Origin of the sequence: Micromonospora sp. D75 (assembly GCF_018070405.1) — a bacterium.
Lineage (GTDB): Bacteria > Actinomycetota > Actinomycetes > Mycobacteriales > Micromonosporaceae > Micromonospora > Micromonospora chalcea.
On record NZ_JAGPXV010000123.1, the window covers coordinates 1 to 11,604 of the forward strand.

12 protein-coding genes are annotated in these 11,604 nt (G+C 73.0%); 7 read left to right on the plus strand and 5 right to left on the minus strand.

Annotated elements, in window-relative coordinates; translation table 11 throughout:
* The 4 genes from KBX39_RS10505 to KBX39_RS10520 form a co-directional block, all read right to left on the minus strand.
* A partial coding sequence (locus KBX39_RS10505) for an aldo/keto reductase (RefSeq protein WP_210870262.1) occupies positions 1 to 649 on the minus strand: 649 nt, incomplete at its 3' end.
* Between the two features lie 64 nt (positions 650 to 713).
* The gene (sepH, locus tag KBX39_RS10510) at positions 714 to 1,793 is read right to left on the minus strand and encodes a septation protein SepH (RefSeq protein ID WP_043327153.1); all 1,080 of its coding nucleotides are present in this window, start codon (positions 1,791 to 1,793) and stop codon (positions 714 to 716) included.
* A 191-nt stretch (positions 1,794 to 1,984) separates the two neighbouring features.
* Positions 1,985 to 3,112 carry a phosphoserine transaminase gene (gene serC, locus KBX39_RS10515; RefSeq protein ID WP_210870264.1) on the minus strand — a complete coding sequence of 376 codons (1,128 nt, stop codon included), beginning with the start codon at positions 3,110 to 3,112 and terminating at the stop codon, positions 1,985 to 1,987.
* Positions 3,113 to 3,361: 249 nt separating this feature from the next.
* Positions 3,362 to 4,468, minus strand: a complete 1,107-nt coding sequence (locus KBX39_RS10520) for a citrate synthase 2 (protein WP_043327149.1) — start codon at positions 4,466 to 4,468, stop codon at positions 3,362 to 3,364.
* A 273-nt stretch (positions 4,469 to 4,741) separates the two neighbouring features.
* Between KBX39_RS10520 and pdxH the strand changes: the two genes are divergently transcribed.
* The 7 genes from pdxH to KBX39_RS10555 all read left to right on the plus strand — a co-directional run bounded on the left by pdxH (position 4,742) and on the right by KBX39_RS10555 (position 10,648).
* Positions 4,742 to 5,371, plus strand: coding sequence for a pyridoxamine 5'-phosphate oxidase (pdxH, locus tag KBX39_RS10525; RefSeq protein WP_210870268.1), 630 nt, complete (start codon positions 4,742 to 4,744; stop codon positions 5,369 to 5,371).
* Positions 5,368 to 6,660, plus strand: coding sequence for an MFS transporter (locus KBX39_RS10530; protein WP_069089567.1), 1,293 nt, complete (start codon positions 5,368 to 5,370; stop codon positions 6,658 to 6,660). The genes pdxH and KBX39_RS10530 overlap by 4 nt, the downstream gene beginning before the upstream one ends.
* 16 nt (positions 6,661 to 6,676) lie before the next feature.
* Entirely contained in the window at positions 6,677 to 7,603 is a 927-nt protein-coding gene (locus KBX39_RS10535; RefSeq protein ID WP_043327144.1) for an aldose 1-epimerase family protein, read from the plus strand.
* Positions 7,604 to 7,605: 2 nt separating this feature from the next.
* On the plus strand, positions 7,606 to 8,208 hold the full coding sequence (locus KBX39_RS10540) for a nitroreductase family protein (RefSeq protein ID WP_043327142.1): 603 nt from the start codon (positions 7,606 to 7,608) through the stop codon (positions 8,206 to 8,208).
* Positions 8,209 to 8,262: 54 nt separating this feature from the next.
* Positions 8,263 to 8,568, plus strand: a complete 306-nt coding sequence (locus KBX39_RS10545; protein WP_013283726.1) for a type II toxin-antitoxin system VapB family antitoxin — start codon at positions 8,263 to 8,265, stop codon at positions 8,566 to 8,568.
* Between the two features lie 31 nt (positions 8,569 to 8,599).
* Positions 8,600 to 9,760, plus strand: coding sequence for an acyl-CoA dehydrogenase family protein (locus KBX39_RS10550; protein ID WP_043327140.1), 1,161 nt, complete (start codon positions 8,600 to 8,602; stop codon positions 9,758 to 9,760).
* 99 nt (positions 9,761 to 9,859) lie between these two features.
* Positions 9,860 to 10,648, plus strand: coding sequence for a DUF4230 domain-containing protein (locus KBX39_RS10555; RefSeq protein ID WP_210870266.1), 789 nt, complete (start codon positions 9,860 to 9,862; stop codon positions 10,646 to 10,648).
* Between the two features lie 86 nt (positions 10,649 to 10,734).
* Here KBX39_RS10555 and KBX39_RS10560 read toward each other — a convergent pair whose 3' ends face one another.
* Positions 10,735 to 10,938: a PspC domain-containing protein gene (locus KBX39_RS10560; RefSeq protein WP_043327136.1), complete on the minus strand. Its 204-nt coding sequence runs from the start codon at positions 10,936 to 10,938 to the stop codon at positions 10,735 to 10,737.
* Between the last annotated feature and the right edge of the window lie 666 nt (positions 10,939 to 11,604).

Sequence of the window (11,604 nt, forward strand, 5' to 3'; positions counted from 1 at the left end):
GCCCGCCGTGCAGCGGCGACCACGGGATGATGCCCAGCCCGTAGTGCTGGGCGGCCGGCACGACCTCCAGCTCGACGTACCGGGTCAGCAGGTTGTAGATGCACTGCTCGGAGACGAGGCCGAGGAAGTTGCGCTTGCCGGCTGCGGCCTGCGCCTGCGCGATGTGCCAGCCGGCGAAGTTGGACGAGCCGACGTAGAGCACCTTGCCCTGCGCGACGAGCGTCTCCATCGCCTGCCAGATCTCCTCCCACGGCGTGGTCCGGGAGATGTGGTGCATCTGGTAGAGGTCGATCGTGTCGGTCTGGAGGCGGCGCAGCGAGTCCTCGCAGGCCCGGATGATGTGCCGGGCGCTCAGGCCCTGCTCGTTGGGCCACTCGCCCATCTTGCCGTACACCTTGGTGGCGAGGACGACCTTGTCGCGGCGCCCGCCGCCCTGCGCGAACCAGCGGCCGACGATGTGCTCGGTGACGCCCTCACCGAGCTTCCAGCCGTAGACGTTCGCGGTGTCGAAGAAGTTGATCCCGTGTTCGAGCGCCCGGTCCATGATGGCGAAGCTGTCCGGCTCGTCGGTCTGCGGACCGAAGTTCATCGTGCCGAGGCAGAGTCGGCTCACGGACAGGCCGGTGCGTCCCAGGTTCGTGTACTCCATGGCTCCACCCTGGCACGCCGGGACTTGGAGTGCCCTCTCAACGAGCCAGGGTGGAGCTTGCGGATCAGGAGGATTCGCGGGCCGCCGGGCCGGTGCCGAAGAGCACGTCGTCCCAGCTCGGCAGCCGCTTGCGCGGCTTGCCGCCGGCCTCGGTGGACTCGCCGCCCGCGCCGCCGGTCGCCGCCGCGGCACCGGTGCGCCGCGGCCGCAGCACTGCCAGCGAGGGTACGGCCGGGATCTCCTTCGGCGCGTCCGAGTCGTCGTCGAAGGCCGAGCCCTGCCCGCCCCCGAGCAGCGCGGCGGCGCCACCGGCGACGGCCCGCTGGCGGGGCGCCTCCTGCGCGGCCGGGGAGCGGGTGTCGAGACCGCGCCCGGACGTGCCGCCGAGCGGCCGGTCCAGCGAGGCGAGCAGCGCGTCCCGGCCGGCGCGGATCGGGTCACGCCCCGGACGGGCGTGCTCGGAGGCGGCCGGCAGGCCGTGCCCGCCCCGGCTCGGCTCGCCACGCGACGGACCGGGCAGCGCGTGACCGCCCCGCTCCGGCGCCGGCTCCTGGCCGAGGATCGGCGTGGGTCGCTCGGCGCAGAGGTATTGCGCCATGTCGTCGTGCGGGGCGACGTTCTGCCGGGTCTTGTCCAGGTCCCACACCGCCTGCGCGGTGGCCTTGCCGGACGGCCAGGTCGCGATGATCCGCCAGGTGCCGTCGTCGCGGCGGTAGGCGTCCCACGAGATCTTCTCGGTGTCGATGCCGTGCTGGGCCAGCCGGCCGTTGACGACCTCGGCCAGCGGGGTCGGCTTCTCCGCGCCCTTCAGCCGGGTGCGGCGCGCGTGCTGGGCGAGCATGGCCCGCTCCTGGAGCACCGGGCCGGCGTAGCGCAGCACCCGGTCGACCGGCACGCCGGCGATGCGGGCGACGTCCTCGGCGGACTCACCGGAGCGGATGCGGGCCTGGATGTCCCGTGGGGACAGCGACGGCGTCGGGTCGGTGGCGCTCGGCACCACAGCGAGCGGCGGGGCGCCCGGCTCGGCGTGCAGCGCCGACGCGATCCGCTCGTCGATGGGCAGCGCCAGCAGGCGCCCCACCTCGTCGGCGAGCACCAGGGCCTGGCCGTCCTCGGAGAGGGCGACGAAGCGTACTGGGCGCATGGGCTTGCCTCCGTCCCGCTTCGCTGGCCGTCACGCCACGGGAGCCGGCCACCCGGGCGTCTCGCACCACCGTACGCTCATCTACCCGCCGATGGGGACTGCGACACCCCGGCATGTCGTGACTGAGCTGCGGTAATGATCACGGTGGGTGGCCGCCGGAGCCCTGACGGCCACGCACCGTGACGGCGTGATCAGAGTCGCTCGACCACGTAGTCGATGGACGCGGTGAGCGCCTCGACGTCGGCCGGCTCGACGGCCGGGAACAGCGCCACCCGCAGCTGGTTGCGGCCCAGCTTGCGGTACGGCTCGGTGTCGACGATGCCGTTCGCGCGCAGCACCTTGGCGATCGCCGTGGCGTCCACCCCGTCGGCGAAGTCGACGGTGGCGACCACGTTGGACCGCAGCGCCGGGTCCGCCACGAACGGGGTGGCGAACGACGAGCGCTCGGCCCAGCCGTACACGATGCCGGCGCTCTCGGCGGTGCGCTTGGCCGCCCAGGCCAGCCCGCCCTGGGAGTTCATCCAGTCGGTCTGCTCGGCGGCCAGGAAGATGGTCGCCAGCGCCGGGGTGTTGTAGGTCTGCTCCAGCCGCGAGTTGTCGATCGCGGTGACCAGGTCGAGGAAGGCCGGGATGTAGCGGCCCGACTCCTTGATCTCGGTGGCCCGGGCCAGCGCGGCCGGCGACATCAGGGCCAGCCAGAGGCCGCCGTCGGAGCCGAAGCACTTCTGCGGCGCGAAGTAGTAGACGTCGGTCTGGGTGACGTCCACGTCCAGGCCGCCCGCGCCGGAGGTGGCGTCGACCAGCAGCAGCGAGCCCTCGTCGGCGCCCGCGACCCGGCTGATCGGCACCGCGACGCCGGTGGAGGTCTCGTTGTGCGGGGTGGCGTAGACGTCCACGCCCGCCTCGGCGACCAGCGTCGGGGCGCTGCCCGCGTCGGACTTGCGCACCGTCGGCTCGCCCAGGAACGGCGCATCCTTCACCGACTTGGCGAACTTGGCGCCGAACTCGCCGAAGCTGGCGAACTGGGCCCGGTCACGGATCAGGCCGAACGTGGCGACCTCCCAGAACGCGGTGGTGCCGCCGTTGCCGAGCACCACCTCGTACCCCTCGGGGAGGGAGTAGAACTCAGCCAGGCCGCGGCGCAGCCGGGCGACCTGGTCGCGGACCGTCTTCTGCCGGTGCGACGTGCCCAGGTAGCTGGTGGCGACGTCGGCGAGGGCGGAGACCGCGGCCGGACGGACCTTGGACGGGCCGCAGCCGAATCGTCCGTCGGCGGGCCTGATCTCGTCGGGAATCCGGATGGTCGGTGCGTCAGCCACGGTCTTGAAGATCCTTCCGCATGGGCGAGAGGTGAGCTGGCAGGGCGCGGACGAGGTGCTGCCGCGTGGCGGCGGGCGTCCGAGCCCGTTCCGGCGACACTGCCACGGCAATCCTCGCACCTGCTCCGGGCCGTCCGGCGGCCAGTCCCACGCCGGTCGGTGAGGCGTCCGCCACACGGGCCGCGAGCCGGTCCCGGAAATGCCGGGGCCCCGCTCCACCGGCAGGGGAACGGGGCTCCGGGCGAGACGTCAGACGCCGTGCGGGATGGCGTCCCAGCCCTCGACCTCCTGCGGCTTGCGCGAGCCGTGGCCGACGTACGTCGCCGACGGGCGCACCAGCCGCTGGAGCTTCTTCTGCTCCAGGATGTGCGCCGACCAGCCGCCCATCCGCGCGCAGGTGAACATCGAGGTGAACATGTGCGCCGGCACCTCGGCGAAGTCCAGCACCACCGCCGACCAGAACTCGACGTTCGTGGCGAGGACGCGGTCCGGGCGGCGGGCCTGCAGCTCGGCCAGCGCGGCCTTCTCCAGCGCCTCGGCGACCTCGAAGCGCGGCGCGCCCAGCTCCTTGGCGGTACGCCGCAGCACGCGGGCGCGGGGGTCCTCGGCCCGGTAGACCCGGTGGCCGAAGCCCATCAGCCGCTCGCCCCGGTCGAGCACGCCCTTGACGTACCCGTCGGCGTCGCCGCTGCGCTCGACCGCCTCCAGCATGCTGAGCACCCGGGACGGGGCGCCGCCGTGCAGCGGGCCGGAGAGCGCGCCGATGCCGGAGGAGATGCAGGCCGCGGCGTCCGCGCCGGTGGAGGCGACGATCCGGGCGGTGAAGGTGGAGGCGTTCAGGCCGTGCTCGGCGGCCGAGATGAAGTACGCGTCGACGGCCTTGACGTGCCGCGGGTCGGGCTCACCCCGCCAGCGCTTCATGAACCGCTCGACGATGGTCTCCGCCTTGTCGATCTCCTTCTGCGGCACGGCCGGCAGGCCCAGGCCGCGCGCCGACTGGGCGACGAAGGACAGCGCGGTGACCGACACCCGGGCCAGGTCCTCGCGGGCCTGCTCGTCGGAGATGTCGAGAAGCTGGCTGAGCCCCCAGTACGGCGCCAGCATGGCGACCGCGGACTGCACGTCGACGCGGATGTCACCGGAGTGCACCGGCACCGGGAACGGCTCGGCCGGCGGCAGGCCGGGGCCGAACCGGCCGTCCACCAGCAGCGCCCAGACGTTGCCGAACGAGACCTGGCCGATCAGGTCCTCGATGTCCACGCCCCGGTAGCGCAGTGAACCCCCCGCGCGGTCGGGTTCGGCGATCTCGGTCTCGAAGGCTACGACGCCCTCCAGGCCCGGTTTGAAATCGGACATGTCGTCTCCTGGCTTCGGCTCGGCGCGCCCGGGCGGGCTGATCGAGCCCCGCAGCTCAGGCGACCCTTCAGGGATGTGGTTCGGAACATCTTGCCCGGTGGGTAACCGGCTGCGCGACCCACAGCCACTGTGCGCCACACGACATCCCCGCCGCTGGCCGTCGGTGAGAGAGGGAGAAGACTGGGTACCGGGGCCTGGCCAGCGTCGGGGGACGCCGGCACGCCCGGGAGAGGGACGAGCACAGTGACAGGCGACACACCCGCACCGGCCGGTATGCGTAACGAGTACGCCGCCGACCTGGGCCTGACCGAGGCGGACCTGGCGCCGGACTGGCACACCCAGTTCGCCCGCTGGTTCGCCGACGCGGTGGCACATCCGCTGCCCGAGCCGAACGCGATGGTGCTCGGCACCGCCGACGCCCGGGGCCGGCCCAGCGGGCGCACCGTGCTGCTCAAGGGGTACGACCCGGAGGGCTTCGTCTTCTACACCAACCACGGCTCGCGCAAGGGCACCGAGGTGACCGGGAACCCGTGGGCCAGCCTGGTGTTCCCCTGGTTCCCGATGCAGCGGCAGGTGACGGTGACCGGCCGGGTCGAGCCGGTGGACCGGGCCGAGACCGAGGCGTACTTCGCCAGCCGGCCGCGCGGTTCGCAGCTCGGGGCGTGGGCCAGCGCCCAGTCGACGGTGGTGCCGGACCGCGCCGCGCTCGACGAGGCGTACCGGGCGGCGGCGGAACGGTTCGCCGACGTGGACCCGATCCCCGCGCCGCCGCACTGGGGCGGGTTCCGGGTCCGGCCCGAGACGGTCGAGGTCTGGCAGGGCCGGGCCAGCCGGCTGCACGACCGGCTGCGCTTCCGGCGTACCGGGAACGGGGTTTTCGTCGTCGAGCGGCTCGCGCCGTGACCGACGTCACGCAGGCCCGGCGGCGGGGTGCGCGCCGCTGGGCGATCGACCTGCGCCCGCTGCGTGTGCCCGCGTACCGGCGGGTCTGGACCGGCAACGCGATCGCGATGTTCGGCTTCCAGTTCACCGCCGTGGCGGTGCCGGTGGAGATGTTCGACCTGACCGGCGGCTCGCTCTGGGTCGGCCTGCTGGGCATCGCCGGTTTCGTGCCGCTGCTGCTGTTCGGGTTGTGGGGCGGCGCGATCGCCGACGCCCGGGACCGCCGCCGGGTGCTGCTCGTCGGCGGTTGCGTGCTCTGGGCGTCGACGCTGGGGCTGCTGGTGCAGTCGCTGGCCGGCGTGCGCAGCCCGCTGCTGCTCCTGCTGCTCGTCGGCCTCCAGTCGACGGCTTTCGCGATCACCTCACCGGCCCGCAGCGCGATCCTGCCCCGGCTCGTGCCGGCCGAGCTGGTCCCGGCCGCGACCACGCTGAACTTCACCACGTTCACCGCCGCCGCCGTCTTCGGCCCGCTCGCCGCCGGCCTGATCTTCGCCGGGTGGGAGGTGGGGACGGCGCTGCCCATCGCGTACGCGGCGGACGCGCTGCTGTACACGGCGGCGCTCTGGGCCACGCTGCGGCTGCCGGCGATGCCGCCCGCGCCGGACCCGGACGGCGGCGTCCGCAAGGCCGGGCTGGCCAGCATCGTCGACGGTTTCCGCTACCTGGCCACCACGCGGGTGCTGCTGCTGTCCTTCGCCATCGACCTGATCGCGATGATCCTGGCCATGCCGCGGGCGCTCTTCCCCGAGCTGGCGCAGGAACGCTTCGGCGGCGCCTCGGCGGTGGGCTGGCTCTACAGCTCGATCGCCATCGGCGCGATGCTGGGCGGCCTGACCTCCGGGTGGATCGGCCGGGTACGCCGGCAGGGCCTCGCGCTCACCGTGGCGGTGGTCGGCTGGGGCGTCGCGATCGCGCTCGCCGGGCTGGCCGGGCAGTTGTGGGTGGCGGTGGTGCTGCTCGGCGTCGCCGGGGCGGCGGACCTGGTCAGCGCCACGCTGCGCCAGTCGATGCTGCTGGTCTACGCGCCGGACCGGATGCGGGGCCGCCTCCAGGGCGTGAACACCGTCGTGGTGGCCGGTGGCCCGCGTCTGGGCGATCTGCGGGCCGGCGCGACGGCCGCCGGGTTCGGCACCGGCGTCGCCATGGTCGGTGGTGGCCTGGCCGCCGCCGTACTCGCGGTGTTGCTGGTGGTGGCGTTCCCGGCGCTGCTGCGCTATCGCTCGACCACCCCCGCCGAGGAGCGCCACTGACGGTAGGGTCGCCGACATGGGGATCGACGTGCAGCCACCGTCCGGTACACAGTGGACCATTTCCGCCGACGGCCACGAGGCCGTCGTGGTCGAGGTGGGCGGCGGGCTGCGGGCCTACCGGCACGACGGCGTGGACTACCTCGACGGGTACGCCGAGGACGAGGTCTGCCCCGGCTCGGCCGGTCAGGTGCTCGCGCCCTGGCCGAACCGGATCCGGGACGGCGTCTACTCGTTCGGGGAGCGGTCGTTCCAGCTCGACCTCACCGAGCCGGAGCGGCACAACGCGCTGCACGGCCTGGTGAACTGGGCGCGGTGGCAACTGATCGAGCAGTCGGCCCAGAGCGTGACGATCGGCTACGACCTGCCGCCCAGCCCCGGCTACCCGTGGGCGCTGCGGCTGCGGGCCCGGTGGAGCGTCGGCCCGGACGGGCTGCGGGCCGAGCACGAGGCGACGAACCTGTCCGGCGAGCCGGCGCCGTTCGGCTTCTCCGTGCACCCCTACCTGCAACTGCCGAAGGCCGGCGTGGACGGGATTCGGCTGCACCTGCCGGCCCGGCGGCGGGTGCTGGTGGACGGCCGCCTGCTTCCGGTCGGTGCGACCGAGGTGACCGGCTCCGAGTTCGACTTCACCAGCCCGCGCCCGATCGGCGACCTGGTCCTCGACACCGCCTTCGGTGACGTCGAGCGGGACGCCGACGGCGGCTCGGCGGTGACGCTCGGCTCGCCGGACGGCTCGTCCGGGCTGCGGATCTGGGCGGACCGCGAGTTCGGCTGGTGGCAGGTGTTCACCGGCGACACGCTCGGCGGGGAACGGCACCGCCGGTCGGTGGCGGTCGAGCCGATGACCTGCCCGCCGGATGCGTTCCGCTCCGGCAGGGACGTCATCACGCTGGAGCCGGGGCAGACCTGGCGGGGCGCCTGGGGCGTCCGGCCGGAGGTCTGAGCGTGGAGTTCGCCGAGGTAGTCCGCCGCCGCCGGATGGTGCGCAACTACGACCCCGACCGCCCGGTGCCGCCGGAGGTGGTGGACCGCCTGCTGGACCACGCGGTCCGCGCGCCGTCGGCCGGGTTCGCCCAGGGCTGGGGCTTCCTGGTGCTGGAGGAACCCGAGGACCGGGAACGGTTCTGGGCGGCGACCACGCCCGGTGGCGGCGGCCGGGAACGCTGGCTGGCCGGGATGCGCCGGGCGCCGCTGATCGTGGTGCCGCACGCCAACCGTGACGCCTACCTGGACCGCTACGCCGAGCCGGACAAGGGCTGGGCGGACCGCGCCGAGGACCGCTGGCCGGTGCCCTACTGGTACGTGGACACCGGCTTCGCGGCGCTGCTGATGCTGCTCACCGCCGTGGACGAAGGGCTGGGCGCCTGCTTCTTCGGCATTCCGCCGCAGCGGATCGAGGCGTACCGGGAGGCGTTCGGGGTACCGCCGGAACTCAGCCCCGTCGGAGCCATCACAGTGGGTTATCGGGCTGTTGACCATCGGTCACCGTCGCTGCGTAGAGGGCGGCGTCCGGTGCAGGATGTGGTGCGGCGGGGACGGTGGACCTGAGCGGTTAGGCTGACATCCACATCGTCAGCCGGGCCTGGGGGAGGAGAGCACGCCGTGATCTTCAGGGCGGTCCGGGACGGGCGTCCCTACCCGGAGCACAACCTCACGCTGAAGCAGTGGGCCGAGATCCCGCCGCGCCCGCTGCGGCTGGACCAGCTCATCACCACCAAGCGCGAACTGGCGCTGGACAAGCTGCTCGCGGAGGACTCCACCTTCTACGGCGACCTCTTCCCGCACGTGGTCCAGTGGAACGGCGGCCTCTACCTGGAGGACGGCCTGCACCGGGCGCTGCGCGCGGCGCTGCAGCAGCGCAACCAGATCCACGCGCGCGTGCTGGTCCTCGGCGACCAGGGCGAGTGACGCCCGGCTGAGCCTTGGTTAAGGTGACGCCATGACTCCTCTGGACCTGCTCGACATCGATGCGTCGCTCAGCGAGGAGGAGCGGCAGATCCGCGCCGTCGTGCGCCAGCTCGTGACCGACCGGGTACGCCCGCACGTCGCCGGCTGGTACGAGGACGGCCAGGTGCCGGCCCGTGAGCTGGCCCGCGAGTTCGGCAAGCTCGGCCTGCTCGGCATGCACCTGACCGGCTACGGCTGCGCCGGCGCGTCCGCGGTCGCGTACGGGCTGGCCTGCCTGGAACTGGAGGCCGGCGACTCCGGCGTCCGCTCGCTGGTGTCGGTGCAGGGATCGCTGGCCATGTACGCCATCTGGCGCTTCGGCAGCGAGGAGCAGAAGCAGCGCTGGCTGCCCGCCATGGCAGCCGGCGAGGCGATCGGCTGTTTCGGGCTCACCGAACCCGACCACGGCTCCGACCCCGGCTCGATGGCCACCCGGGCCCGCCGCGACGGCGACGACTGGATCCTCAACGGCAGCAAACTGTGGATCACCAACGCGCCGATCGCCGACGTGGGCGTGATCTGGGCGCGCACCGACGAAGGTGTGCGCGGCTTCGCCGTACCCATGGACACGCCGGGGGTGACGGCGCGCGAGATCCGGCACAAGATGTCGCTGCGCGCGTCCCTGACCGGCGAGATCGCGCTCGACGACGTCCGGCTGCCGGCCGACGCGCGACTGCCCGAGGCGATCGGGCTGAAGGCGCCGCTGGGGTGCCTGACCGAGGCCCGGCACGGCATCGTCTGGGGCGCGCTGGGCGCGGCCCGCGACTGCCTGGAAACCGCATTGGAGTACGCGACCACGCGCACCCAGTTCGGCCGCCCGCTCGCCGGTTTCCAGCTCACCCAGGCCAAGCTCGCCGACATGGCGGTGGAGTGGAACAAGGGGATGCTGCTCGCGCTGCACCTGGGCCGTCTCGCCGACGCCGGCTCGCTGCGGCCCCACCAGGTGAGCGTGGGCAAGCTGAACAACGTCCGGGAGGCGCTCGCCATCGCGCGGCAGTGCCGCACGATCCTCGGCGCGAACGGCGTCTCCGGCGAGTACCCGGTGATGCGGCACGCCAACAACCTGGAGAGCGTGCTCACCTACGAGGGCACCTCCGAGATCCACCAGCTCGTCATCGGCCAGCGGCTGACGGGCCTGTCCGCGTTCGCCTGACCTGCGGTTTCACCCGATCGGGACGCTCGGCGAGCGACTGTCGCACGGTGGCCGTACCGTCTTTGTCAGTCGATGTGTCGGACGAGGACGGTGAGGGCGATGGCCCGCGACGGTGACATCAACGAGCCCACCCGGGAGTTCCCGGACTACCCCACCAGCGAGTCCCTTCGCGACCGGGCGGAAGGCTCGCCCGACCCGGGCCGCGATCCCGATCGCGAGCCCGGTCCGGGCGCCCCGGCGTCGGGCGGCGGCGCGGCTCGTGGCCTGCTCTGGGTGCTCGGCGCGGCGGCGCTGGCGGTGGTGGTGCTGCTCGGCGTGCAGGCCACCGGTCTGCTGCCCGACTTCCGCAACCCGTTCGCCAAGGAGCAGACCGACCGCAGCCAGCCGCCGCTGCTCAAGTCGATCCGCGACCTGAGCCGCTACGTCGCCGCCGAGGGCAACTTCCAGGTCGTGGTGGACGTGCAGAACGACCGGCGCAACGTGCCCGACTTCCTGCTCAACGAGCGCACGCTGTTCGTCGGGGCGGGCCGCGTCGAGGCGTACGTCGACTTCGCGAAGATCGCCGACGGCGCGGTGACGGTCTCCGAGGACGGCAAGTCCGCCGAGATCAAGCTGCCCGCGCCGCAGCTCGGCGAGACCGACCTGGACATGGACAAGAGCTACGTCTTCGCCCAGCAGCGGGGCCTGATCAACCGGCTCAACGACCTGGTGGCCGGCGACCCCAACCGGCAGCAGCAGATCTACAAGCTCGCCGAGGACCGGATCACCGCGGCGGCCCGCGACAGTGGGCTCGCCGCCCGCGCCGAGGGGAACACCCGCAAGATGCTGGAAGGGCTGCTGCGCTCGCTCGGCTACGAGAAGGTGACTGTCACCTACACCGCGCCCTGATCTTCGTGCGCTGACGCCGCGCGCCCGCCCCGATGGTCCGGGGCGGGCGCGTCGCGTGTGTGCCGGTGTCCCGGCTTCGTGTCGCGTCAGCGGGTGGCGAGGTAGCGGTCCTCGTTCGGCATCAGAACCCACAGGATCAGGTAGATGATCACCTGCGTGCCGGGCAGCAGCAGCGACAGCAGGAACAGCAGCCGGACCAGGCCGGCCGACATGCCGAACCGCTGCCCCAGGCCGGCGCAGACACCGGCGATCATGCGCCCCTGGCGGGGCCGGACCAGTTTGCGACTCATCGTCGTCTCCCACTTCTGCGGCGATCCGCCGCGCTGATTCCACGGTAGAGAGGGGTGCGCGCCGCGCCCTCGGCCCCGAGGATGATCGGCGACCCGGGCACCCGTAGGTGCATACCCCGGACCGTCCCCACCGACTCACCGCGGAGACTCCCGGGTCGCCGCCGCGGTTCCGGTCCGAGGTGGTCCCGCAGTCACGGGTCGGGGAACTGCGGTTCCTGCCCAGCGCTTCCGCACTGCTGGCCACACCATCAGCCCTACCTCCCGCCCCCTCCCGCTCCCGCTCCCGTCTCCCGCCTTCCGTCTCCCGCCTTCCGCGATCTTGCACTTGAGGCCCTCGACGTGCCCCATTTGCTCTGGATTGACGGGGCGGGAAGTGCAAGATCGCGGCAGTTGACGGGGTGGCGTGCGGTGGGAGCCGCGCTCGGTCGCGTGTTGCGGCGAGTGCGTTCCGTGGTGCGGGACTGGCGTTCCGTTGAGTGAGATTCGTGGAGATCTTGGAAGGAGAGGGTCCCTATGGGGGCCGTTTGGTTCCAAGATCTGCCGGGAGCCGGGAGCCGGGAGCCGGGAGCCGGGAGCCGGGAGCCGGGAGCCGGGAGCCGGGAGCCGGGAGCCGGGAGCCGGGAGCCGGGAGCCGGGAGCCGGGAGCCGGGAGCCGGGAGCCGGGAG

What these genes read in the sequence shown, in the direction of transcription:
- sepH (WP_043327153.1), bottom strand. Translation starts at nt 1,793, where the DNA reads ATGCGCCCAGTACGCTTCGTCGCCCTCTCCGAGGACGGCCAGGCCCTG.
- KBX39_RS10520 (WP_043327149.1), bottom strand. Translation starts at nt 4,468, where the DNA reads ATGTCCGATTTCAAACCGGGCCTGGAGGGCGTCGTAGCCTTCGAGACC.
- pdxH (WP_210870268.1), top strand. Translation starts at nt 4,742, where the DNA reads ATGCGTAACGAGTACGCCGCCGACCTGGGCCTGACCGAGGCGGACCTG.
- KBX39_RS10535 (WP_043327144.1), top strand. Translation starts at nt 6,677, where the DNA reads ATGGGGATCGACGTGCAGCCACCGTCCGGTACACAGTGGACCATTTCC.
- KBX39_RS10550 (WP_043327140.1), top strand. Translation starts at nt 8,600, where the DNA reads ATGACTCCTCTGGACCTGCTCGACATCGATGCGTCGCTCAGCGAGGAG.
- KBX39_RS10555 (WP_210870266.1), top strand. Translation starts at nt 9,860, where the DNA reads ATGGCCCGCGACGGTGACATCAACGAGCCCACCCGGGAGTTCCCGGAC.
- KBX39_RS10560 (WP_043327136.1), bottom strand. Translation starts at nt 10,938, where the DNA reads ATGAGTCGCAAACTGGTCCGGCCCCGCCAGGGGCGCATGATCGCCGGT.